The following is a 22,515-nucleotide window of genomic DNA, read 5'->3' on the forward strand; positions in this document are numbered from 1 at the left end:
GTGGCGCGGCGGTCGTCGTCCACTTGTGCCAGCATCCCACGATCGGGTGAACGGACCAGGGCAAGGCCGGCGGCGGGCGCGTCGTCCGGGCCATAACGCACCCGCCGGAACCGCGCCGGGCGTCAGGCCCGTTCCGCACCCGCCCGGGACGGTACCCGCGGGTCCTCGTCCGTATGCATGGTCGCCGCCGAACCCGTCACCACCTTCGACCGCCCCTGCGCCCGCATCGAGACCGCGACCACGGCCAGCGCCACGACCAGCATCGCCGCACCCGCCCAGGCGGTGGACTGGTAGCCGAAGTCCGCGTCGATGACCTTTCCGCCCAGCCAGGGGCCCGCGGTGTTGCCCAGGTTGAACGCGGCGGTCACGGTGGCCGCCGCCAGGGTCGGGGCCGCTCCGGCGACGTTGAAGATCCGGGCGTTCAGCGCCGGGGCGGTGTAGAAGGCGGAGACGCCCAGCAGGAACGCCAGCGTGATCACCATCGCGGGCACGGTCGCGAAGACCGCGAGGGCCGCCAGGAACACCGTGGAGGCCGCGATACCGCTGAGCAGTACGCCGAACATGTGCGCGTCCGCGATCCGGCCGCCCAGCGTCGTACCGATCAGTGCGCCGATGCCGAAGAGCGCGAGGACCGTCGACACCCAGCCCTCGCCGATACCGGCGACATCCGTCAGCAGCGGGGCGAGATACGAGAACGCGCAGAAGACACCGCCGCCCGCGAGCGCCGTGGAGACCACCGCAAGCCACACCTGACGGTCGCGGTAGATCGTCAGCTCCCGCTTGAGCTGCGGCTTCTCGGCAGGCAGCGGAATGCTCGGGATCCGGGTCAGTACCCCGGCCAGGGCCACCGCCGAGGCCGCGGCCACCGCCCAGAAGGCCGCACGCCAGCCGAAGTGCTCACCGAGGAAGGCACCCGCCGGAACCCCCAGCACATTGGCGATCGACAGCCCGCCGATCATCACGGCCATCGCGCGGGCCCGGGAGTTCACCGGAACCATCGCGACCGCCACGGCCGCGCCGAGCGCCCAGAAACCGGCGCAGGCGAGGGCGCTGACCACCCGGGAGGCGAAGAGGATCTCGTACGTCGGGGCGAGCGCGCCCGCCACCTGGCCCAGGCCGAAGACGGAGATCAGGGCGGTCAGGGTGGCCTTGCGGGGGAGCTTGAGGGTGGCGACCGCGAGCAGTGGCGCGCCCACCACCATGCCGACCGCGAAGGCGGAAATCAGCAGGCCGGCCTGGGGGATCGACACACCCATATCGTCGGCGATGGGCGGCAGCAGACCGGAGAGCATGAACTCGCTGGTGCCGAGGGCGAAGACCGAGAGCCCGAGGATATAGACCGCGAGCGGCATCCGGGGGCGGGACGAGGCAGGTGCGGGGGTGGGGGCAGGTGCGGGGGCAGGGTTCGTTATGGGAGCGGAGTCGGGCATGACAGGGGCAACCCGTCCGCCGGCGGAGCGCATTCCCGGTACCCGGCCATCACGGCGATCCGACACACAGCTGCAACCTCGGCTCATGTCAGAGCCCCCGCGCCACCGGCGCTCCGGCCCGCCGGTGGCCGCATGGGCGGTGGGCCCCGAGAGGTTCCTGCCGGGGAACGCCCTCAGCCCAGCTCCGCCAGCTCCGCCGCCATGTTCACCCGGGCCGGACCCTCCCATTCCCGTGCGCCGTACGGGGTGTGGAACAGCCTCGGCAGCGCCAGCAACTGGCGCAGCACCGCGGCCCGGCCCTGCCGGAAGGCGTCGTCGGGGACGAAGGCGTACTCCTCGCGCACCGCCCGCGCGTAGCGGCGGTACGCCTCCGGGGGCGACGCCAGGATCGCCAGATCCGCGTCGCACAGCACCGCACCGTTGGCGTCGCCGGGTTCGGGCGCGTGGGTGACGGTCAGCCGCACCAGCCGGGCGACCTCGGCGGTGGCCGCCGCGCTCAGACCGGCTTCCGGCAGGGCCCGCTCCGCCAGAGCGGCCGAACGCTCCTCGTTCTCGGAGCGGTCCGGACGGTAGACCGCATCGTGGAACCAGGCCGCGAGCCGGACCAGATCGGGGTCGTCGGCCCGGTCCGCGAGCAGGTCGACCCGGTCGAGTACGGCGGTCAGATGGTCGGTGGTGTGGTACCGCCGCTGCGGCTCCGACCAGCGGGCGAGCAGATTCTCGGCGTACGGGAGCGGGTCCGGGGCCGTGGGGGCGCCGGGCGGGGCGGCCGTGCTGCGGCCCGCCCCCGTCAGCGCCCGCACCCACCGGGCCCGCAGTCCGCCCGGCGCATCAGGGCCGTAAAGGGAGTCGGAGTCGTCCGCAACGCTCATGCGCCGACTGTAAACCGGCCCCTGACCGCCCCCTGGCCCTCACCCGCCCCGTGCGCTTGGCTGGGAGCATGGTCAACGACACCGATTCCGTACGCGATCCCGAGCTGCCCGGCCTTCTCCTCCGTACCGAACGGGACACGCTGGTCCCGCTCCTCCGGGCCCGGCCCGAGGCCGATTTCGCGCTGTCCACCTGCTGTCCCGGCTGGACCGTGCGCCATATCGTCGCGCACTGCGCCGCCGTGCTGAACCGCGTCGTGGAGAGCCGTTACGAGAAGGACGTCTTCTCGCCCGAGTGCAACGAACGCGATATCGCCGCCCTCGCCGACCGCTCCCCCCAGGAACTCGTGGACGACCTGGAGCGCGGGCTCACCGATGCCGGGCCCGTGATCGCGGCCGCCGGGCACGGCCGGCTCGACGCGATCGCCTTCGGCGAGTGGGTGCACGCCGGGGACCTGCGGGAGGCCCTCGGCGAGCCCGGGGCGTACGAGGGCGACGGGCTGCCCCACGCGCTCGCGCTGCTCGCCGCGTACAGCAGGGTTCGGCGGACGGAGCCGCTGCTGGCGGAGCTGGACGGGCACGACGGACCGCTGGTTCTCGGCGCGGACAGCCCCGTGACCGGTCCGATCAGCGTCTACACCGGTCCGGCGGCGACGCTGATCAGGCTGGTCACCGGGCGTTCGACGGCTGGGGAGCGGTACGAGCTGACCGGCGCCGAGGAAGCGGACCTGGCGTTCTTCACCTGATCCCGTGACCTTGTGACTCCGCGACTCCGCGACTCCGCGACTCCGCGACACTCTGCCGTCCCGCGATCCCGCGATCCCGCGATCCCGCGATTCCGTTGTTCCGGCCGTCCCGATTCTGCGCCGCAACCCCTCTGACCTGTGCCGATACAGTTCCCGAAGCGCGGAATTCCCCGGTGGGGTGACACTGGAAGGCGAGACAGACACCCCGGACCCGGACCGGGCGTCACGTCCTACGGAGGCCCCCATGGCCGGTTTGATCATCCTCGGACTCGTACTCGTCGGCATGCTCTGCGCCGCGATGTGGTGGGACGGGCGGCGCCGGGCGGCACTCGTTCCACCGCGCCCCGACGAGCAGCCGAAGCAGCCCGAGCACCGAGAGCACGTGGAAGAAATCCGCGAGGAGGACGGGCCCGACTCCTTCCCCCACGACGGCGGCCGGCTGCTCCCGTACAACCTGCGGACCCACAGCAGCCACAGCACGGGCAAGGGGCGGGAGGACCGGCCCCAGCACGGGCGGAACACCCACAGCGGATCCTTCGGCAGCGGCGGTCTCGGCGGCTGAGCCCCGCCCCGGACAGCCGGCGCCGGTACGGGAGGGGCCCCGGACGCTTCATGCGCCCGGGGCCCCTCCCGTACCACCTTCCCTCTCGGCGGCCCCGTCAGGCCGCGGCCTTGAAACGCCTCAGCCGCAGGCTGTTGCCGACCACGAAGACCGACGAGAACGCCATCGCCGCGCCCGCGATCATCGGGCTCAGCAGCCCCAGCGCGGCCAGCGGCAGCGCCGCCACGTTGTAGGCGAAGGCCCAGAAGAGGTTGGACCGGATCGTGCCCAGCGTCCGGCGGGCCAGCCGGATCGCGTCGGCCGCCGCCCGCAGATCGCCGCGGACCAGGGTCAGGTCACTGGCCTCGATGGCCGCGTCCGTGCCCGTGCCCATCGCCAGGCCCAGATCGGCCTGGGCCAGCGCGGCGGCGTCGTTGACCCCGTCGCCGACCATGGCCACGCTCCGGCCCTCGGCCTGGAGCCGCTTGACCACGTCGACCTTGTCCTCGGGCATGACCTCCGCGATGACCTCGTCGATGCCGACCTCCGCCGCCACCGCCTTCGCGACGGCCTCGTTGTCACCGGTCAGCAGGATCGGGGTGAGCCCCAGGGCCCGCAGCTTGGTGATGGCCTCGGCGCTGGTCTCCTTCACCGCGTCGGCGACCTCCAGCACCGCCCTCGCCTCGCCGTCCCAGGCGACCGCGATGGCCGTCCGGCCGGACGCCTCCGCGGTGTCCTTCGCCCGCTTCAGCTCGTCGGGGAGCCGGATCTCCCATTCGGCCAGCAGCTTCTCGCGGCCCACGAGCACCGCGTGTCCCTCGACGATGCCCTGGACGCCGAGCCCGGGGATATTGGCGAAGTCCTCCAGCGCCGGGAGGGCGCCGACCTGCTGGACCGCGCCGGTGGCGACGGCCTGGGCGATCGGGTGCTCGGAGGCGTTCTCCAGCGCACCGGCCAGCCTCAGCACCTCGTCCTCGTCCGTCGAGTCCGCGGTGTGCACGGCGAGCAGCGTCATCTTGCCGGTGGTGACGGTTCCGGTCTTGTCCAGGACGACGGTGTCGACCTTGCGGGTGGTCTCCAGGACCTCGGGCCCCTTGATCAGGATGCCGAGCTGGGCGCCGCGGCCCGTACCGACCATCAGGGCGGTCGGTGTGGCCAGGCCCAGGGCGCAGGGGCAGGCGATGATCAGTACGGCTACGGCCGCGGTGAACGCCGCCGTCCAGCCCTCGCCCAGCGCCAGCCAGGTGATCAGGGTGCCGATGGCCAGCAGGATCACGATCGGCACGAACACCCCGGAGATCCGGTCGGCGAGCCGCTGGGCCGCCGCCTTGCCGGTCTGCGCGTCCTCGACGAGCTTGGCCATCCGGGCGAGCTGGGTGTCGGAGCCGATCCGGGTCGCCTCGACGACCAGCCGGCCGCCGGCGTTGAGAGTGGCCCCGGTGACACCGTCGCCGGGAGCGACCTCGACGGGCACGGACTCGCCGGTCAGCATGGACGCGTCCACGGCGGACGAACCCTCGACCACGATTCCGTCGGTGGCGATCTTCTCGCCGGGGCGGACCAGGAAGCGGTCGCCGACCTTCAGCTCCGCGGTGGGTACGCGGACCTCCTCGCCGTCCCGCAGGACGGTGACCTCCTTGGCGCCCAGCTCCATCAGGGCCCGCAGCGCGGCGCCTGCCTTGCGCTTGGAACGGGCCTCGAAGTAGCGCCCGGCGAGGATGAACGCGGTGACTCCGGCCGCGGCCTCCAGATAGATATTGGAGGAGCCGTCGCCGCGTTCGATGGTCAGCTCGAAGGGGTGGGTCATGCCCGGCATTCCGGCGTGGCCCCAGAAGAGCGCGTAGAGGGACCAGAGGAACGCGGCGATGGTGCCGACCGAGATCAGGGTGTCCATGGTGGCGGCGCCGTGGCGGGCGTTCTTCCAGGCGGCCCGGTGGAAGGGCCAGCCCGCGTAGACGACGACCGGGGCGGCGAGCGTGAGCGAGAGCCACTGCCAGTACTGGAACTGGAGCGCCGGGATCATCGCCATCGCGATCACCGGCACGGCCAGGACGACGGCTGTGACCAGCCGCTCGCGCAGCGTCTTCAGCTCCGGGTCGTCCTCCTCCTCGGCGCCCGCGCCGCCGCCCGTGCCGCCGTCGGACGCGGGGGCGGACTGCTGCTTCGGCTTGGGCGGGGCGGCGGTGTAGCCGGTCGCCTCGACCGTGCCGATCAGGTCCTGGACCGAGATGTCGTCGCTGAAGGTGACCTTCGCCTTCTCGGTGGCGTAGTTGACGGTCGCCTCGACTCCGTCCATGCGGTTGAGCTTCTTCTCGATGCGCGCCGCGCAGGAGGCGCAGGTCATGCCGCCGATCGCGAGTTCCACCTCTTGGGGGTGGGTGGCCGTGTGCGCCATGACTTCCTCCCTGTCCGACACCTTGATACCCCTACAGGGTATCCCTTCTGGCTCTATGTATACCCCCCCTGGGTATCAAACGCAAGGGGTGCGGCCCGGAATCGCGGCTCCGCCCGCGCCCTCACCGCCCGCTGACAGCACCCTGGCGCCCGACTGTCCTGATCCGTACGTCCCACATCGTTCTCTCATCCGCCCGCTGATGCGCCCCGCCGGGCCGCGGACTAGGCTGAGCTATTGGACTAGACCTGTTCGGGGTCCAGCCGTCACCGCCATTACCAGGAGGATTGGGGTCACATGAGCAACCGTGCGCTTCTGGAGGTGATCGCTCTGGATGCCGCGGACGCGGTCGCAGCCCAGTCCGGCGGAGCTGACCGGCTCGAACTGGTCACCGATATGGCGGCGGACGGACTGACTCCGCCCCGGGAGACGTTCGCCGCCATCAGGGCCGCGGTCGATATTCCGCTACGGGTGATGCTGCGGCACGCCGACGGATTCTCGGCCGGTACCCCGGCGGATGTGGAGGCGCTGGTCGCGGCCGCGGCCGGGCTGCGCGAAGAAGGGGCCGACGAGTTCGTCCTCGGTTTCCTCGACGCCGAGGGCCGGCCGGACCTGGTGACCGTGGAGCGGCTGCTGGCCGTGATCTCCGGCTGCTCGTGGACCTTCCACCGGGCGATCGACCGGGCGGCGGACCGGGACGCGCTGCGGAAGCAGCTCGCGGACCTGCCCGGCCTTGACACCTATCTGACCGCGGGTTCCGCCGCGGGCGTCGACGCGGGGCTGGACACCCTGATCGCCGAGGCCGGTCGCCGGACCGAGCCGGGGTACGAACAGCACCTCCTGGTCGGCGGCGGTCTCCGCCTCGACCATGTGCCCGCGCTGCGCGCCGCGGGGCTCGACGCCTTCCATATCGGCGGCGCGGCCCGTCCGCACGGCTGGACGGGACCGGTCAGTGCGGATGCGGTACGGGAGTGGCGCACGGCCGTCGACTCCTGACCGGCCCCCGACCCCGGCAGGCTCGGCCCGCTGCGGGTCGGCCCCCTGCGCGGCCGGCCCGCGCAGGGGGCTCCGGCGGACCGGTCGTCGAGTGTCGCCCCGCAGGGGGATCGGTGGGGCCGGTCGTCGTGTGGCGCCCGCGCAGGGGGATCAGTGGGACCGGCGGGACCGGCCGGCCGGTGATGACAGCCCTTAGGTTGTGGCGGCGGGCGGCGGGCGGCGGGCGGCGGGCGTGCGAACGGCCGCCTCCCGGTGGCGTACCACCGGAAAGCGGCCGCGACGCGGCGGAGCGCCGACTGGCGTCAGCGGACGTCGATGAAGTCCGCGACGGACGTCTTCGGGGCGATCACCGAGGCGACACCCGGGTAGACGTAGCGCCAGTAGCCGTCGGCCGAGGCGGTGACCGTCGTCTTGACGTTGCCCGACTTGTCGGTCTTCAGCGTCTTGACGCGGCTGTAGGCCTTCGCGCCCTTCTTCATGAACTCCAGGTGCACGGTGTGGTTGGCGTAGGCGCCGAAGTTCTGGGCGTTCCAGTTGACGATCCGCAGGCTGCCGTTGACCGTCAGGGGCTTGCCCTTCTTCACACCCTCGGGCGTGGCGTCGGTGGTCAGACGGGACTCCCTCAGGATGGTGACGCTGCCGGCCTTCTCGTTGACCGCGTAGCTCACGCCTGCGGCGTCGATCACGGTGACGCCGATGTTCCACTTGCCCGCACGGGCGTTGCTCAGGTCGATGGAGGGCATGACCAGGAAGTCGGCGGTGCAGTTGACCCAGGTGCCCACGCAGCCCTTGACGCCGTCCATCGGGATGTAGGGCGTGTTCTCGTTGTAGGTGGTGCCGTGCCAGATCTCGCTGGACGCGTCACCGATGCCGCCGGGGGACTTCACGTTGAAGACCGCGCGGATCGGCTTGTCCGCGATGCCGACGACGAACGGCTTGCCGCCGTTGACCACCACGTTGCTGATGACCGGGGCGACCGCCTTCGAGGAGCGGGCGGCGGGCTTCTCGGACTGCTGGAACTTCTCCAGGACCGGACGGGACGAGTCCCGGCGCGGGGCGTCGTCGGCGACGGCGGCCGGGGTGACGAGCCCGGCCAGTGCCAGTGCGCTGGTGACGGCGGCGATGGTTGCACGTGTGCGCATGTGTTCCCCAGTTTCAATTCCAGGGCGTGGTGGCCGAGGGCGCGCGTCGGCGCACACGGCTCCCCCACGGAGCCCGAGTCTGTGTTCCGAGAGTAGGGACCCCCGAGTGATGTAAATGGTTGCATTCAACTCGGGCTCTGTGAACAGGTTTTACACGGCAATGGCCGACGGGCTGGCTTCACTGCTCTGCCGAGGGTTGGCGGCCAGGGCTTCCGCGCAGCTCAGAGGGTGCTTTGCCGGGGCAGTGGCGCCGTCAACTGGTGGGGCAGCGGCCGCCGGTGCACCACGGTCAGCCCGGAGACCGCCCGGGTCAGCACCACGTACAGCCGACGCAGACCGGTCCGCTCGTCCGGCTCGCCGTCGACGACGGCCGCCGGTTCGTCGAGGACCACGTAGTCGTACTCCAGACCCTTCGCCAGCGACGCGGGCACCAGCGTGAGCCGGGACTCGGCCGTCGTCTCGCGGCCGGGGTCGAGGAACGGCAGTCCGCCCGCCGTCAGCGCCGCGGCCAGCGCCGGGATCCGTACATCCGCGGCGATCAGGCCGATGGACCCCTCCCACAACAGGGCGGTACGGCAGGCGCCGACCACCGCCGCGTCCAACGGGCCCTCCGCAGCACCCTGCGCGCTGCCCCCCGTCTCGTCCTCCGCCCCGCCCGGAACCCGGTGCACCTCCAGCGACCCCGGCGCCTCACGGACCGACGACACCTCCCTCAGCCCGGGTGACATATGGGGCAGCAGCCGGGAGGCGTACGAGATCACCTCGCGCGGCACCCGGAAACCGGCCGTCAGCTCCTCCACCACTGCATCGGGCTTCCCCAGATGCTCCAGCGCCTCCCGCCAGCCCGCCGTCGCCCAGGGCGTCGTCCCCTGCGCCAGATCGCCCAGCACCGTCGCGGACCCCGTCGAACAGCGCCGCCCCACCGCCCGGTACTGCATCGGCGACAGATCCTGCGCCTCGTCCAGGACGACATGCCCGAGGGAGGGCGTACGCTGCACCAGGTCCTGCGCCTCGTCGATGAGCACGGCGTCCGCGGCCGACCATTTCGCGGACTTCACGCCCCGCGCGGGCTTCGCCCAGACGATCGCCCGCTGCTCCTCCGCCCCGAGCAGCCCCTCGGCATGGGTGGCGAGGAACTCCGGTTCGGACAGCAGCCGCAGCACCAGCCGCGCCGGATCGACCCGCGGCCAGACCGCCTTCACCGCCGCCTTCACCGCGTGATGCCGGGCCACCGCGTCCTGCACCCGGTCGTCGGGGGCCTCGCCCGCCTCCTCCATCCGGACCAGGACGGCATGCGCGATGCGCTGCGGCAGGGCCTCGCCCGCGGCCCCGTAACGGATCTCGCGCTCCTGTAGTTCGGTGACGATCCCGGCCAGTTCGTACGCCGGGATCCGCCAGCGCCGCGAGCCGCGCTCGACGACCACGGGTCCGGTGGGCGGGGTGACGTACGAGCGCAGCGCCCGCCGCAGCACCTCGGCCATCCTGGCGTCGCCCTTCACCAGCGCCGCGGCCGGCGAGTCCACCGAACGCACCTCGACGTGGGCGACCAGATCGGCCACCGTCGCCTGGGCCACCTCCAGTTCGCCGAGGGCGGGCAGTACCTGCTCGATGTAGTGGAGGAAGGAGCGGTTGGGGCCGATGACGAGGGTGCCGGTACGGGCCAGCCGCTCGCGGTGCGCGTACAGCAGATACGCCACCCGGTGCAGACCGACCGCCGTTTTCCCGGTGCCGGGGCCGCCCTGGACGCAGACCGTACCGCCCAGACCGGAGCGGACGATCTCGTCCTGCTCGGGCTGGATGGTGGCGACGATGTCCCGCATCGGGCCCACGCGCGGCCGTTCGATCTCCTCCTGGAGCAGCCGGCTGGTGCGCGGCGCCGCGTCCGGACCGGTGGGGCCGGTCAGCCGCTCGTCCTCGTACGCGGTCAGCTCACCGCCCGTGTAACCGAAGCGCCGCCGCAGGTCGACGCCGAGCGGGGCGGTGCGGGACGCCTGGTAGAAGGGCTGCGACACGGGCGCCCGCCAGTCCAGGACCATGGGCTCGCCCACCGCATCGTGCACATGGCGGCGGCCGATGTAGAAGTGGTGGCCCTCGTGGGCACCGCCGCCGTAGTCGAGCCGCCCGAAGAAGAGCGGGGTGTGCGCGAGATCCGCCAGCTCCCTGATCCGCTGTTCGGTACGGGCCTCCAGCGCCTGCTTGTTGACCCAGTTCGCCGTCACGTCCGCGATGTCGAGCGCCTCCACCTCCGCGCGCATCGTCCTCAGGGCCGAGCGCGAGGCGGCGAGATGGGCCTTCTCGCGGACGAGGGCGTCGTCACCGGCCGGAGCGGGGGACCCCGATCCGGCACCCGGCCCGGTCAGGGGTGCGGAGTCCGGTACGGAAGGGGGGACGGGCGCGGGCACGACAGGCCTCCACAGGGCTGCGGCGGACGCGGCGGAAGGCCGCGGACGGACGGGCAGACGGGCGTACGGGCACCGGGTCACGGGCGGAGGACGCCTGGTCGGGCCGGGTACGCGGGACACCGGCCGGTTTCCGTCCGGGCGGCGGCGCTCCTGGGGCGGAGGCGGGCAGACGCGGCAGTCTAGTGCGCGGCCCCGCGGACGGCGAACCCTTTCTCCGGGCCCGCGGCCCGAGGGGCGGCTCAGGGCCGGGTGCCCTCCTGGAGGAGGAGGGGGATCGACTGAAGTATGACGCGGGGGAGCTGGTTCTCCTCCGCAGGTGCTGTCCTTCCGAGGGGCCCCTTATGCCTGGAGTCGTAGGCGGGAGCCGGCCGGGTTCCAACGTGCGGCCGATGCGCTGACCTGGGGTGGAACCACATCATGGAACACATGACGACAACGACTCTCACCCCCTCGGTCCAGCTCCCCGGCCCCCGCGGCAAGGCGTCCGCCACGGCCGGTGCGCATGCCGCGCACCGCACCGGCGGCGCGTTCCACGCGGTGAAGGTGTTCGCCTCCGCGCTGTTCAGCGTCGCGGTCACGGGCGACTACGACGCGGAGGCGGCCGGGGTCCGCCGCCGCTGACGCCCGTCCGCAGCCGCAGCCGCAGCCCCCGGAGCCGTACCGCAGCACACGCCGCACGGAACCCGTCCCGCACCTCTCGCACCGGCGCCTCCCACACCCGGCACCCGGCACCCGGCGCCCATCGCACCGGCGCCTCTCGCACCTCTCGCACGGCCCTGCACCGGAACCGGGCCCGCACCGCGGCGGTTCCGCACCGCCCCTGGTACGTATCGCACCGCGCCGTACGGCCTACCGCTCGCCGCTCAGCAACTCGTCCGCGTCCACGATCCGGTACGCGTACCCCTGCTCGGCCAGGAACCGCTGCCGGTGCGCGGCGAAGTCCTGGTCGATCGTGTCGCGGGCGACGACCGAGTAGAAGCGGGCCTCGTGGCCGTCCGCCTTGGGCCGCAGCACCCGCCCCAGCCGCTGGGCCTCCTCCTGACGGGAGCCGAAGGTGCCCGATACCTGGATGGCGACGGTCGCCTCCGGCAGGTCGATGGAGAAGTTCGCCACCTTCGACACCACCAGTACCGAGATCTCGCCCTGCCGGAAGGCCTCGAAGAGCTTCTCGCGCTGGGCGTTCGACGTCTCGCCCTTGATGACGGGCGCGTCCAGATGCTCGCCCAGCTCGTCGAGCTGGTCGATGTACTGCCCGATGACCAGGGTCTGTTCCCCGCGGTGCTTGGCCACCAGCGCCTCCGTCACCTTCCGCTTGGTCGCGGTGGTGGCGCAGAAGCGGTACTTCTCCTCGGTCTCGGCGGTGGCGTAGGCGAGCCGTTCCGAGTCGGTCAGATTGACCCGTACCTCCACACAGTCCGCCGGGGCGATATAGCCCTGCGCTTCGATCTCCTTCCAGGGGGCGTCGAACCGCTTCGGCCCGATCAGCGAGAAGACGTCCGACTCCCGGCCGTCCTCCCGGACCAGCGTCGCGGTCAGCCCGAGCCGCCGCCGGGCCTGGAGATCGGCGGTGAACTTGAAGACGGGGGCGGGCAGCAGATGCACCTCGTCGTAGAGGATCAGCCCCCAGTCCCGGGAGTCGAACAGCTCCAGATGCGGGTAGATGCCCTTCCGCTTGGTCGTCAGCACCTGGTAGGTGGCGATGGTGACCGGACGGATCTCCTTCTTCGTCCCGCTGTACTCGCCGATCTCGTCCTCGGTCAGGGACGTCCGCTTCACCAGCTCGTGCTTCCACTGCCGGGCGGAGACCGTGTTGGTGACCAGGATCAGCGTGGTCGCCTTGGCGCGGGCCATCGCCCCGGCGCCGACGAGCGTCTTGCCCGCACCGCACGGCAGCACCACGACGCCCGACCCGCCGTGCCAGAAGCCTTCGACCGCCTGCTTCTGGTACGGCCGCAGCGCCCAGCCCGACTCGTCGAGGTCGATCGGGTGCGCCTCGCCGTCCACGTACCCGGCGAGGTCCTCGGCCGGCCAGCCCAGCTTCAGCAGGGTCTGTTTGATCTGGCCCCGCTCGGAGGGGTGCACGGCCACCGTGTCCGCGTCGATCCGCGCGCCCACCAGCGGCTGCACCTTCTTCGACCGCAGGATCTCCTCCAGCACCGGCCGGTCGGTGCTGGTGAGCACCAGCCCGTGCACGGGGTGCTTGCTGAGGGTCAGCCGCCCGTAGCGGGCCATGGTCTCGGCCACGTCCACCAGCAGCGCGTGCGGCACCGGATACCGGCTGTACTCGACGAGGGCGTCCACCACCTGCTCGGCATCGTGCCCGGCGGCGCGGGCGTTCCACAGCCCGAGCGGGGTGATCCGGTACGTGTGGATGTGCTCGGGCGCCCGCTCCAGCTCGGCGAAGGGCGCGATGGCACGACGGCAGGCGTCGGCCCGCTCGTGGTCGACCTCCAGCAGGAGAGTTTTATCGCTTTGTACGATCAGCGGCCCGTTCACCTGGCGTGCATCCCTTCCGGCAGACGGCTGCTCCCCGGATCCGGGCAGCCAAACTTCCAGTCTGCCGTATCGGCGGGCGGCGAGGGGGCTCAGCGGGCGGGCCGGGCCCGTCCCCGAGCGGGGACGGGCCCGGCCGCTCAGTCGTCCGCCAGTTCCGCGACGCCCGTGATCCGGTGCAGGGGGTAGGTGCGGACCTCGTCGGCGGTGTGGTCGTAGGCGGTGACGAAGCCGCCCTCGACCCGGACCGGGGCGATCACCCGCTGGCTGGCCGTGCCCTCCGCGTTGACATAGCCGATCCACACGGCGGAGCCGGTCATCACGGCGGCCTGGACCGTGGCCAGGGTTTCGGCGGCCGTGGTGCGCGGGAGGGCGCCGGGGGCGGCCGGAGTGCGGGTGCCTTCCGCGGCCGGGACGGGCTTCGTGGCGACCGTCGCGGCCAGATCGCCCGCCCGGATCGCCCGTACCGCCGCGCCCAGCAGGGTCGCGTCCGGCGACGGCGGGCCTTCGGGCTGCGGGGCCGGGGGAGTGCGGGGCGGGGTCCGGCGGGCGTGGGCGCGGGCGATCAGCACATCGCCCTCGGCGGATTCGGCGGCCGGGGCGTAGCCCATCGACCGCAGCCCGGCGAGCAGCGTCGACGGATCGGCGAGGGACGACACCACGGTCGGGGCGATCCGGCGGAGCCTGAGCCCTTCCGACCGGCGGTCGGCCGTGATCTCGTCGAGGAGTGCCTCGTCGTCGCAGCGGAGGTACGAGGAGGCTCCGCCGACCCGCAGATGCCCGTGGCGGCGGGCGACGTCGTCGACGAGATAGCTCAGCGGCTGCGGCACCGGGGTGCGGGAGTGCAGGGCGAGGAAGGAGTGGAGTTCGGCCGCGGTCCGTCCGGCGTCCAGGGCCCGCCGGACCGATCCGGGGGTGAAGCGGTACACGGTCGCCCCGCCCTTCGATTCGACGTCGGCGAGGACGGCGAGGGTTTCGGCGAGTTCCCGCTGGAGGGGGCCGGGGGCGACGGCGGTCAGATCGGCCTGGAGGAGTACGTGGTCGAGTGGTACGGGCAGCATCGGCGCGAGGGCGTCGGCGGCGGCCCGCAGCCGGCCGGTCCGGTCCGTCGCGGCGGCGGTATCCGTGCCGAGGAGGACGCGGCCGTGGGCGGAGAGCGCCCCGCGGCCGGTGATGCCCAGGGATTCGGCCTCGGTGAGGGCCCAGACGGCGAGCCGGCTCCGCAGATCGGTCGCCAGGGTCCCGGACGTACCGCCCGCCGCGGCGGCACCGTACGACCCCGTCGCCGGGGTGGCGCCGTACGAAGCGCCATCGGGCCCCCGCAGCGGGCGTTCCCAGTGCAGGCGGGCCAGCAGGCTCTCCGGGGTGGGTGCGGTCGCGGGCGGCAGTTCGCCCATGAGCGCGAGGACCCGGCGGCGTACCTCCGGCGCCGCGGACCGGTCGAGTCCGGGGCCCAGGGCGGAGAGCGCCCGGCCCTTGGCATCGAGGGAACCGACGAGCCCGGCGGTCCGGGTCGCGGTCAGCCAGGCGTCCGCGAGCCGGGCCCAGCGTTCGGCGGCGGGCAGCTCCAGCCAGGAGTCGTACGCGGGTGTCGGGGCGTACGCCTCGTCCGCCTCGCCGTCCGCGGCCAGCAGGCCCGCCGCGTACGCCAGCTCCAGCCAGAACGCGGCCGTCGGCTCGTCCGTGTCCAGCGCGACCGCAGCGCGCTTCAGATCGCGTACGGCCAGACCGCCCGCGCGCAGCACCGGCGGGCCGCCCTCGTGCCAGTCCAGGAGCAGGTCCTCGACGGTCGACAGCGCGGTCAGCGCCTGCGCCGCCGCGGCGCCGTCCACAACCTGTGGACGGGCGGCGAGCACCGAAGCGGCGGCCTCCAGCCGCGGCGGCTGCGGCTCGGGTACGCGATGGGTCCGGCCCGCCCGCAGATGCAGGGCCGCCTCGCGCGGCAGGACGACCGTGCGCGGTGAGGCGGGGAGCAGCAGCCCGCGGTCCCGCAGCCAGCGGACCGGTGGTGCCGGGTCGGCGGTGACCTCCCCGTACGGCGGCCCCCACACCAGCCGGTCCAGCACCGCCGAGGCCTCCGGCGGTGCCGTGTCCAGCAGGGCGGCCATCCGGTCGCGATCGGTGAACAGGGCGGTCAGCGATGCCACGGCGGACACCGGATCGTGCGTCGACGGCAGGCCCACCGCCGCGACGATCTCCTGGATCCGGCCCGGGGACATACCGGCCGTGGCCTCCGCGACGGTCGGGCCCAGACCGGTCGGGGAGGGCCGGGCGGGGGAGGGCGCCAGCAGTTCGCGCGCGGTACGCACCAGCCGCAGCCGGTCGTCCCCGCCCCACACCAGGGCCCGGGTCCGCAGTGCGGCGACCGCGCCCGGCAGCGCGGCGGCGACGACGTTCCCACCGCTGTCGTCACCACCGTTGTCGCCGGTCAGCAGGGTGAGCAGGGTGTCGTACGGCGCCGGATCGGGCGCCACCGCCAGGGCCTCGGCGGTCTGGAGGGCGAACCGGTCCAGCCGCTCCAGGGCCCTGACGACGGAGGCCCGGGTGCCCGCACGGGTGGCGAGCTGGGTGAGATCACCCGGTACCGGATTCAGCAGATCGGGGCGGGCCCGGAGCAGGGCGGCCAGCTCCTCGTCACCCCCGGCGCGCAACGCCTCGGCGAGCGTGCGCGGCACGCCGCGCGCCCGTTCCTCCCGGCCCGCGCCCTGAGGCTCGGTGCCGCTCGGTCCGTCCTGGTGCGCGCCGCGCGGTTCCTCGGGCTTCGTCCCCATCCGCCCCACGGTAGTCGCTGACGTCCCCCCGCCGCGCTACCGTCGTTGCCGGGATCGGAACCGGGGCCGTCCGGAGCGGTCCGGGTCCGGGGAGCGTGCGAGGGGAATCCGTCCGTGGGGATCGAGAGCGAACAGCTCGTCTACGACTATCTGAGCCGGGTCGGCGACCTCGCCCAGCAGCGCCAACTCTCCTCCGGGGAGCGGATGGAGCTGGTGGCTTCGGTGCGCGGGCGGATCGAACGGGAGCGGGCCAAGGCGCCGTCGGACAGCCCCGCGTCCGTTCGGCGGATCCTGGGCCGGCTGGGCACACCCGATGAACTCGTCGAGAAGGCGGGCGGGTCGCCGGAGCCCGCCGCCCCCCGCCCCGTACCGCTGGAATCCGCGGCTCCGGACCGGCTGCCGCTCCCCGCGCCACGGGTCAGGAAGCTGATCCCGCGCCCCCGCAAGGACCGCGCGGCCCCGGCGGTCCCCCCGCCGCCCGCGTCCCCGCCGGGCCTGCCGCCGCACCTCGCGGGCCTCGACGAACTGGGCTCGTCCCGGGGTTCGGGCCCCGACCTCGACGGTATCGGCGGCGACGGCGACTGGTGGACCGTGCAGCCGCGGCCGTACGGGGCGGGGGAGCGGGTCGGCGGATTCACCGGCGGCGTCGAGGTCCCCGAAATACTGCATCCGCCGCGCGACGACGAGGACGAACCCGGGGCCGGAAAGGACGCCGACGAGGAGCCGGGGGAGGAGTCCGCCCCGCCGCCCGGTCTGCTGCCGCGGCTGCTCGCCCGCCGCGCGAAGGACCCGGAGAAGGCGGCCGCCACGGCCGTCGCGGCCGGTCTCGGCAGCCCGCTCCTGCTGCTGGCCGCCCTGCTGCTGATCGGCGGCGCCGTCTTCGGCACCTGGATCGCGTTCGCGGCGGGCTGGCTGATCGCCTACGCCTCCCGCAAACTCGGCCCGTCCCATACCAAGGTCGCGGTCTTCGTCCTCCCCGGCGCGGCGGTGGCGGCGGGCTGCACCTGGCTGTGGGGCCGCTCCACGGGCCGCTGGGGCACCCCCCTCCCGGACGAGGCGATGCGCGACGCCTTCCTGGAGACGGGCCCCTGGGTGCTGCGGGGCGCGGCGGTGGCGTCCGCGCTGTATCTGATCTGGCGGGCGCGGCAGGTGTGAGGGGGGCCACCTGTGCGCACAGAGAAGCGTGTACGGGGCAATCATGGGCAGAATGGGGCCATGAACGCGCCCGCAGCCGAGCCCGGGAACGACCCGGTGGCCCCTCAGCCCGCCTTCACCGTCGGATTCGATCTCGATATGACGCTGATCGACTCACGGGCCGGGATCCGTGCGACGTACCGCAGGCTCGCCGAGGAGACCGGGGTGTGGATCGACGCCGATCTCGCCGTCACCCGGCTCGGACCGCCCCTGGAGCAGGAGCTGGCGCACTGGTTTCCCGATGATCGGATTCAGGCCATGGGCGACCGCTACCGCGAGATCTATCCGGAGTACGCGATCGGCCCCACCCGGGCCCTGCCCGGCGCCCGTGAAGCGGTGCGCGCCGTCCAGGAGTGCGGCGGCCGGGCGATCGTCGTCACCGCCAAGCACGAGCCCAACGCCAGGCTCCACCTCGACCGGCTCGGCATCACCCCGGACGCGGTGATCGGCTGGCTGTGGGCCGAAGGAAAGGCGGAGGCGCTGCGGGAGTACGGCGCCGGGGTGTACGTCGGTGATCACACCGGTGATGTCCGGGGAGCGCACACCGCCGGGGCGCTGGCCGTGAGCGTGCCCACCGGCCCCTGCGACGCCGCCGAACTGCGGGCCGCCGGAGCCGACGTGGTCCTCGACGACCTCACGGAATTCCCCGCCTGGCTGCGCCGGACCACGCCGTCCCTGACCGCGGGCGGATAGCGCCGCTCCGGCGCCGCTATCGCCTCGTCACGCCCTCCCGCCGTCCTGTCGTCATGCCTTGGGCACCGGCACGGCTTCCGTCACCGCCTCACCGCATCACTGCGTCACGGCTTTGGCCGTCCGCCGCTGGGCCGCGATCGAACGCAGCACCCCGGCGCCCGAGATCATGAATCCGACGCCCATCAGCATGCACACCGCATAGGCGATCGGCGGAAACGGATCCGTCCCCAGGAACAGCGGAGCGAACGTGATGAGAGTGGCGACCGCGCCGACGACGAAGACGATCGCGCCGGCCCGGACCAGTCCGTCGCCCGGCGCGGAAGGAGTAGCAGTCATCCGGCCAGGGTAGTTCCCTTCGGGGACGAACCGTTCGGCAACGTCTTGTCACCAGCCCCTGGACCATTAGCCTTGGGTGTGGTGCGGGTCGGAGGACCCGCCCGCACTGCTATCCGGACCGTTTTCACTGATTTCGTTAATCTTCTGAACTTTCTGACGTTTCTGAGTTTCTCCGGCGCATGAGCGCCCGATGAATCGCCCCGACGAGTACAAGGACGAGGACAGACGTGCCTACCGGCAAGGTCAAATGGTTCAACAGCGAGAAGGGCTTCGGCTTTCTCTCCCGCGACGACGGCGGCGACGTCTTCGTTCACTCGTCAGTGCTGCCCGACGGTGTCGATGTGCTCAAGCCGGGCCAGCGGGTGGAATTCGGCGTCGTCGCAGGTCAACGCGGTGACCAGGCGCTTTCCGTCGTGATCCTCGACCCCACGCCCTCGGTGGCCGCCGCCCAGCGCCGCAAGCCCGACGAGCTGGCGTCGATCGTCCAGGACCTGACCACCCTCCTGGAGAACGTCACCCAGCAGCTGGAGCGCGGCCGCTACCCGGAGAAGGCGCACGGCGCCAAGATCGCGGGCATGCTGCGGGCGGTGGCGGACCAGCTCGACGTCTGAGCCGCGCGGGGCGCGTCCCGGCCTTCCCGGTGCACGCGGCCGTACGGCGCAGGGCGCTCGCCCGTTCGGATGAGCCCGGCGCACAGGGCCGAGAGGCGGTGACAGAGCCTCTCGGCCTTTTCGCGCCCGTACGCCTCCGTGCGCCCCGGTCTCCGGGCCGTGCCGGGGCTGCCGGGCTGCCGACCGTACGGACTCGTACGGCTGCGGGGCGGCCCTGCCGTGCGGCCGTACGGCTACCCGGCCGCGGGGAAGTCCAGCGCACCCGGCGCGATCGGCGGTACGAGCCCCTCCGCCGCCGCGCGGGTCAGCAGCCCGCGTACCGCCGCATAGCCGTCCGGCCCCAGATCGGCCGTGAACTCGTTGACATAAAGCCCGATATGCCGGTCCGCGACCGACGGATCCATCTCCTGGGCGTGCTCCCGGACATAGGGGCGGGACGCCTCCGGATCGTCCCAGGCCATCCGTACCGACGCCCGCGCCGCATCCGCGAGCCGCCCCAGCGTCTCCGCGCCCAGCGACCGTTTGGCGACGATCGCGCCCAGCGGGATCGGCAGCCCGGTCGTCTCCTCCCAGTGTTCGCCCATATCGGCCAGCTTCACCAGCCCGTAGTCCTGGTAGGTGAACCGCGCCTCGTGGATCACCAGACCCGCGTCCACCGCACCGTCCCGGACCGCGGGCATGATCTCGTGGAACGGCAGCACCACGACCTCGCCCACTCCGCCCGGCACCCGGTCCGCCGCCCAGAGCCGGAACAGCAGATACGCCGTCGACCGCTCCGACGGCACCGCGACCGTGCGCCCCGCCAACTCCTCCGGCTTCGCCGTACCGCCGCCCGCGGTGTCGCGGGTGAGCACCAGAGGCCCGCAGCCCCGGCCCAGGGCCCCGCCGCAGGGCAGCAGCGCGTACTCGTCCAGCACCCATGGCAGCACCGCGTACGACACCTTCAGGACCGTGCCCTCGCCGCGTTCCGCCATACCGTTGGTGATGTCGATATCCGCGAAGGTGACATCCAGCGGCGGCGCGCCCGGGACCCGGCCGTGCGCCCAGGCGTCGAAGACGAAAGTGTCGTTCGGGCAGGGGGAGTACGCGATGTCCATCTCAGGTCTCCTTCGACGGCGACAGGGCCGGCCGCGGTACGGGCCGCTGCGGCTCGGGCCGCTCGAAGAGAGGGCGCAGCCTGCGGAAACCCTCCGTCAGCGCCGTCAGCGCGTCTCTGATCCGCCAGGCGTCCCGGTCCCGCGGACCCACCACGTTCGAGATCGCGCGGATCTCCAGCACCGGCAGCCCGTGCAGCTCCGCGGCCTCGGCGACCCCGAAGCCCTCCATCGCCTCGGCGCCCGCCCGCGGATGACGTCCGGTCAGCTCCGCGGTCCGGACGGCGGAACCGGTCACCGTGGACACCGTCAGCACCGGCGCGTACAGCGCGCCCGTCAGCTCCGCGGCGGCCTGCGCCAGCTCCGGCGGCGGGCGGTGCCCGGCCCGGCCGAAACCCAGCTCGTCGACGGCCAGCCAGCCGCCGTCGGGCAGCCCGGCACCCAGATCGGCGGCGACGATCGTCTCCGCGACGACAAGGGAGCCGATGGGGGCGTACGGGGCGAAACCGCCGCCGATGCCCGCGGAGACCACCAGGTCGTACGGGCCGCGCCGGTCCGGCCCGGCGGCCAGCGCCACGGCCGTACGCGCGGCGACCGCGGCCGGGCCCACCCCGCCGACCAGCACCTCCGCACCGCTGTCCGCCGCGCCGACGGCCTCCGCCTCCGGCGCGACCGCGGTCACGACCAGTACCCGCACCTCACCGGCCTCCGGTTCCGGCCGCCGTCACCGCGCGGCGCCCCGGCCTCAGCCCTGCTTCTTCAGCTGGAACTGCCAGACGCCGACGGGCTGCTGGTCCTTCACCTCGACGATCTGGAGACGCAGCTTGTCCTGGCCGCCCGGCGGGAAGAAGGCCCGGCTGTTGACGGACTGGTACGTCTTCTTGGACTCCTCCGCCTCGTTGGACAGCGAGCCCTCGACACCGAGCACCCAGCCGTTCTCGGCGATCGCCGGGTCCACGCCGATGCGCAGCGGCAGATCCGGATCGACCTCAAGGGTCTTACCGGTCTCCTTCATGCACGCGTCGTAGACGTCCTTGGCCAGCGGCTTGCCGTCGTTGTAGCAGGCTGCCTCCGTGTTGACCGACTCCGACCCGATCGTCAGGGTCGCGACCGGGGTCGGCTTTTCGCAGGCGGAGAGGGTCAGGAGCCCGGCGCCGACGATGGCGACGGCGGCGGTGGCCCGGCGGCGGGTCCCGGACAAGAACGCAACGGTCATGCCCGAAGGCTATCTGTCCCCGCCTTCCCGTCCACGCGGGGCCCCCTCCGGGGCGGGTCGCGGGCCTTCTCGGGACAGCCCTCAGGCCACGCGCGGGCGGCTGCCCGGATGGGGGCCGCGGCGGGACGCCGCCAGGAGGCCGCGGACCGACGCCGTCGCACCCGTCGTCACAATCGCCGCCGCCACCGCCATCCCCAGCACCCCGTTCAGCGGCAGCACGATCCCGATCGCGCCACCGACCACCCACGCCATCTGGAGCAGCGTCTCCGAACGGGCGAAGGCCGACGTCCGTACCGACTCCGGGACGTCCCGCTGGATCAGCGCGTCCAGGGACAGCTTCGCCAGCGCCTGGCAGAAGCCCGCCGTGGCGCCGAGGACCGCGACCACGCCCGCGCCGAAGAACACCGCCGCCAGCACCGCCGCGGTGATCACCAGACCCAGCACCGTCGCGATGATCACCTCAGGGCCGCGGGCTTTCAGCCATGCGCCCACCGCCGTACCCGCCGCATTGCCCACGCCCGCGGCGATCCCCACTGTCGCCAGCGAAACCGCCGCGCTCTGGCCCGCCAGCGGATGCTCCCGCAGCAGAAACGCCAGGAAGAAGATCAGGAACCCGGAGAGACAGCGCAGCGACGCATTCGCCTGGAGGCCGTGGATCACCGCCGGGCCGACCGACCGCAGACTCGGCCGCTTCCCGCCGTGGGTCAGCACCCGAACATTCGTCTCACCCTTCGCGGAGTCCACCTTGGGCGGCAGCCTCAGCGCCCAGAACGTCCCCAGCAGGAACAGCGCACACGCCCCGTACAGCGTCCACGCCGGACCGATCCGGTGCAGCCCCGCCCCGATCGGCGCCGCGATCCCGGTCGCGAGGAGCCCGGCGAGCGTCACCCGGGAATTCGCCTTCACCAGCGAGAACCCGGACGGCAGCAGCCGCGGTACGACCGCGCTGCGGACCACCCCGTACGCCTTGGACGCCACCAGCACCCCCAGCGCCGCCGGATACAGCTCCAGCGAGCCCGTCACCACCGCCGCCGACATCGACACCGCCAGCACCGCACGCGTCAGCATCGCCGTCGCCATCGCCGCCCGGCGGCCGTGCGGAATCCGGTCCAGCAGCGGACCGATCACCGGCGCCAGCAGCGCGAACGGCGCCAGAGTGATCGCCAGATAGAGCGTCACCCGGCCGCGCGCCTCGTCCGTCGGCACCGAGAAGAACACCGTCGACGCCAGCGCCACCGTGATCATCACATCGCCCGCGCCGTTGACCGCGTGCAGTTCGATCAGCCTGCCGAGGCCCGACTCGCCCGCCCCGTTCGCATGGGTCGCCCGGCGGATCGACCGCGCCGTACCCGTGAACGGCAGATGCAGCGCACGCGCCACCGCGCGGCACGCCCGGCCGAGCGACCCGAATGCCCTGCGCGCTGCGGAACCGTCCTCCGACGAACTGGCTGCGGCCACCACGCCATACTGCCTGAAGGCGGTCGCCGACGGCGGGTGATGCGCGGTTGTTAGCTCCCGGTTGGGGCGCGCAGGTGGGCGGGCGGCGGCGGAAGAGGTAGCGTGCGTAGCGCGCCACCGGCGAATGTTCT

19 protein-coding genes are annotated in these 22,515 nt (G+C 73.0%); 7 read left to right on the forward strand and 12 right to left on the reverse strand.

Going from position 1 to position 22,515, the window contains the following annotated elements:
- Window positions 1–122: 122 nt before the first annotated feature.
- Together ACIQ9E_RS11900 and ACIQ9E_RS11905 are read right to left on the reverse strand one after the other, a co-directional pair.
- A complete protein-coding gene (locus ACIQ9E_RS11900; protein ID WP_403705735.1) occupies window positions 123–1,352 on the reverse strand; it encodes a Cmx/CmrA family chloramphenicol efflux MFS transporter in 1,230 nt (409 codons plus the stop codon).
- A gap of 251 nt (window positions 1,353–1,603) precedes the next feature.
- The gene (locus ACIQ9E_RS11905) at window positions 1,604–2,302 is read right to left on the reverse strand and encodes a hypothetical protein (RefSeq protein WP_403705737.1); all 699 of its coding nucleotides are present in this window, start codon (window positions 2,300–2,302) and stop codon (window positions 1,604–1,606) included.
- A 68-nt stretch (window positions 2,303–2,370) separates the two neighbouring features.
- Here ACIQ9E_RS11905 and ACIQ9E_RS11910 point away from each other — a divergent pair, with 68 nt between their 5' ends.
- Both ACIQ9E_RS11910 and ACIQ9E_RS11915 read left to right on the forward strand, forming a co-directional pair.
- The gene (locus tag ACIQ9E_RS11910; RefSeq protein ID WP_403705740.1) at window positions 2,371–3,045 is read left to right on the forward strand and encodes a maleylpyruvate isomerase family mycothiol-dependent enzyme; all 675 of its coding nucleotides are present in this window, start codon (window positions 2,371–2,373) and stop codon (window positions 3,043–3,045) included.
- Between the two features lie 244 nt (window positions 3,046–3,289).
- Window positions 3,290–3,607 carry a DUF6479 family protein gene (locus tag ACIQ9E_RS11915; protein WP_403705743.1) on the forward strand — a complete coding sequence of 106 codons (318 nt, stop codon included), beginning with the start codon at window positions 3,290–3,292 and terminating at the stop codon, window positions 3,605–3,607.
- Window positions 3,608–3,704: 97 nt separating this feature from the next.
- On the opposite strand, the gene ACIQ9E_RS11920 is transcribed toward ACIQ9E_RS11915, so the two are convergent.
- Window positions 3,705–5,981 carry a heavy metal translocating P-type ATPase gene (locus ACIQ9E_RS11920; RefSeq protein ID WP_403705746.1) on the reverse strand — a complete coding sequence of 759 codons (2,277 nt, stop codon included), beginning with the start codon at window positions 5,979–5,981 and terminating at the stop codon, window positions 3,705–3,707.
- A gap of 294 nt (window positions 5,982–6,275) precedes the next feature.
- Here ACIQ9E_RS11920 and ACIQ9E_RS11925 point away from each other — a divergent pair, with 294 nt between their 5' ends.
- Window positions 6,276–6,974, forward strand: a complete 699-nt coding sequence (locus tag ACIQ9E_RS11925; RefSeq protein ID WP_403705749.1) for a copper homeostasis protein CutC — start codon at window positions 6,276–6,278, stop codon at window positions 6,972–6,974.
- 302 nt (window positions 6,975–7,276) lie between these two features.
- On the opposite strand, the gene ACIQ9E_RS11930 is transcribed toward ACIQ9E_RS11925, so the two are convergent.
- Together ACIQ9E_RS11930 and ACIQ9E_RS11935 are read right to left on the reverse strand one after the other, a co-directional pair.
- Complete coding sequence (locus ACIQ9E_RS11930) at window positions 7,277–8,116, reverse strand: calcium-binding protein (protein ID WP_403705752.1); 840 nt, start codon at window positions 8,114–8,116, stop codon at window positions 7,277–7,279.
- Between the two features lie 221 nt (window positions 8,117–8,337).
- Window positions 8,338–10,371, reverse strand: coding sequence for a HelD family protein (locus ACIQ9E_RS11935; protein ID WP_403706228.1), 2,034 nt, complete (start codon window positions 10,369–10,371; stop codon window positions 8,338–8,340).
- Between the two features lie 573 nt (window positions 10,372–10,944).
- On the opposite strand from ACIQ9E_RS11935, the gene ACIQ9E_RS11940 reads away from it, so the two are divergent.
- Window positions 10,945–11,139 (forward strand): hypothetical protein, encoded by a 195-nt coding sequence (locus tag ACIQ9E_RS11940; protein WP_366256071.1) that lies wholly within the window; start codon window positions 10,945–10,947, stop codon window positions 11,137–11,139.
- A gap of 228 nt (window positions 11,140–11,367) precedes the next feature.
- Here the strand turns inward: ACIQ9E_RS11940 and ACIQ9E_RS11945 are convergent, their stop codons facing one another.
- Together ACIQ9E_RS11945 and ACIQ9E_RS11950 are read right to left on the reverse strand one after the other, a co-directional pair.
- Complete coding sequence (locus tag ACIQ9E_RS11945; protein ID WP_403705755.1) at window positions 11,368–13,014, reverse strand: DNA repair helicase XPB; 1,647 nt, start codon at window positions 13,012–13,014, stop codon at window positions 11,368–11,370.
- 137 nt (window positions 13,015–13,151) lie between these two features.
- Window positions 13,152–15,782: a helicase-associated domain-containing protein gene (locus ACIQ9E_RS11950; RefSeq protein ID WP_403705758.1), complete on the reverse strand. Its 2,631-nt coding sequence runs from the start codon at window positions 15,780–15,782 to the stop codon at window positions 13,152–13,154.
- A gap of 114 nt (window positions 15,783–15,896) precedes the next feature.
- Here ACIQ9E_RS11950 and ACIQ9E_RS11955 point away from each other — a divergent pair, with 114 nt between their 5' ends.
- Window positions 15,897–16,937, forward strand: a complete 1,041-nt coding sequence (locus tag ACIQ9E_RS11955; RefSeq protein WP_403705761.1) for a hypothetical protein — start codon at window positions 15,897–15,899, stop codon at window positions 16,935–16,937.
- A gap of 60 nt (window positions 16,938–16,997) precedes the next feature.
- Window positions 16,998–17,669, forward strand: coding sequence for an HAD family hydrolase (locus ACIQ9E_RS11960; RefSeq protein ID WP_403705764.1), 672 nt, complete (start codon window positions 16,998–17,000; stop codon window positions 17,667–17,669).
- A gap of 96 nt (window positions 17,670–17,765) precedes the next feature.
- Here ACIQ9E_RS11960 and ACIQ9E_RS11965 read toward each other — a convergent pair whose 3' ends face one another.
- Window positions 17,766–18,005, reverse strand: coding sequence for a hypothetical protein (locus ACIQ9E_RS11965; RefSeq protein ID WP_403705767.1), 240 nt, complete (start codon window positions 18,003–18,005; stop codon window positions 17,766–17,768).
- A 227-nt stretch (window positions 18,006–18,232) separates the two neighbouring features.
- Between ACIQ9E_RS11965 and ACIQ9E_RS11970 the strand changes: the two genes are divergently transcribed.
- Entirely contained in the window at window positions 18,233–18,616 is a 384-nt protein-coding gene (locus tag ACIQ9E_RS11970; RefSeq protein ID WP_006348560.1) for a cold-shock protein, read from the forward strand.
- A gap of 233 nt (window positions 18,617–18,849) precedes the next feature.
- Here ACIQ9E_RS11970 and ACIQ9E_RS11975 read toward each other — a convergent pair whose 3' ends face one another.
- The 4 genes from ACIQ9E_RS11975 to ACIQ9E_RS11990 all read right to left on the reverse strand — a co-directional run bounded on the left by ACIQ9E_RS11975 (window position 18,850) and on the right by ACIQ9E_RS11990 (window position 22,384).
- Window positions 18,850–19,713 (reverse strand): 1,4-dihydroxy-6-naphthoate synthase, encoded by an 864-nt coding sequence (locus tag ACIQ9E_RS11975; protein WP_403705770.1) that lies wholly within the window; start codon window positions 19,711–19,713, stop codon window positions 18,850–18,852.
- A gap of 1 nt (window position 19,714) precedes the next feature.
- Complete coding sequence (locus tag ACIQ9E_RS11980) at window positions 19,715–20,407, reverse strand: futalosine hydrolase (RefSeq protein ID WP_403705773.1); 693 nt, start codon at window positions 20,405–20,407, stop codon at window positions 19,715–19,717.
- A 48-nt stretch (window positions 20,408–20,455) separates the two neighbouring features.
- Window positions 20,456–20,926 carry a DUF2771 family protein gene (locus ACIQ9E_RS11985; RefSeq protein ID WP_130585092.1) on the reverse strand — a complete coding sequence of 157 codons (471 nt, stop codon included), beginning with the start codon at window positions 20,924–20,926 and terminating at the stop codon, window positions 20,456–20,458.
- Between the two features lie 81 nt (window positions 20,927–21,007).
- Window positions 21,008–22,384 carry an MFS transporter gene (locus ACIQ9E_RS11990; RefSeq protein ID WP_403705776.1) on the reverse strand — a complete coding sequence of 459 codons (1,377 nt, stop codon included), beginning with the start codon at window positions 22,382–22,384 and terminating at the stop codon, window positions 21,008–21,010.
- Window positions 22,385–22,515: the final 131 nt, after the last annotated feature.

The organism is Streptomyces sp. NPDC094448 (assembly GCF_044763775.1).
In the GTDB taxonomy this organism is placed as follows: Bacteria; Actinomycetota; Actinomycetes; order Streptomycetales; family Streptomycetaceae; genus Streptomyces.

Coding starts and splice junctions, on each gene's coding strand:
- ACIQ9E_RS11905 (WP_403705737.1), bottom strand. CDS start 2,302: ATGAGCGTTGCGGACGACTCCGACTCCCTTTACGGCCCTGATGCGCCG.
- ACIQ9E_RS11925 (WP_403705749.1), top strand. CDS start 6,276: ATGAGCAACCGTGCGCTTCTGGAGGTGATCGCTCTGGATGCCGCGGAC.
- ACIQ9E_RS11940 (WP_366256071.1), top strand. CDS start 10,945: ATGACGACAACGACTCTCACCCCCTCGGTCCAGCTCCCCGGCCCCCGC.
- ACIQ9E_RS11960 (WP_403705764.1), top strand. CDS start 16,998: ATGAACGCGCCCGCAGCCGAGCCCGGGAACGACCCGGTGGCCCCTCAG.
- ACIQ9E_RS11975 (WP_403705770.1), bottom strand. CDS start 19,713: ATGGACATCGCGTACTCCCCCTGCCCGAACGACACTTTCGTCTTCGAC.
- ACIQ9E_RS11950 (WP_403705758.1), bottom strand. CDS start 15,782: ATGGGGACGAAGCCCGAGGAACCGCGCGGCGCGCACCAGGACGGACCG.
- ACIQ9E_RS11900 (WP_403705735.1), bottom strand. CDS start 1,352: ATGCCGCTCGCGGTCTATATCCTCGGGCTCTCGGTCTTCGCCCTCGGC.
- ACIQ9E_RS11910 (WP_403705740.1), top strand. CDS start 2,371: ATGGTCAACGACACCGATTCCGTACGCGATCCCGAGCTGCCCGGCCTT.
- ACIQ9E_RS11915 (WP_403705743.1), top strand. CDS start 3,290: ATGGCCGGTTTGATCATCCTCGGACTCGTACTCGTCGGCATGCTCTGC.
- ACIQ9E_RS11930 (WP_403705752.1), bottom strand. CDS start 8,116: ATGCGCACACGTGCAACCATCGCCGCCGTCACCAGCGCACTGGCACTG.
- ACIQ9E_RS11965 (WP_403705767.1), bottom strand. CDS start 18,005: ATGACTGCTACTCCTTCCGCGCCGGGCGACGGACTGGTCCGGGCCGGC.
- ACIQ9E_RS11985 (WP_130585092.1), bottom strand. CDS start 20,926: ATGACCGTTGCGTTCTTGTCCGGGACCCGCCGCCGGGCCACCGCCGCC.
- ACIQ9E_RS11920 (WP_403705746.1), bottom strand. CDS start 5,981: ATGGCGCACACGGCCACCCACCCCCAAGAGGTGGAACTCGCGATCGGC.
- ACIQ9E_RS11935 (WP_403706228.1), bottom strand. CDS start 10,371: ATGCGCGCGGAGGTGGAGGCGCTCGACATCGCGGACGTGACGGCGAAC.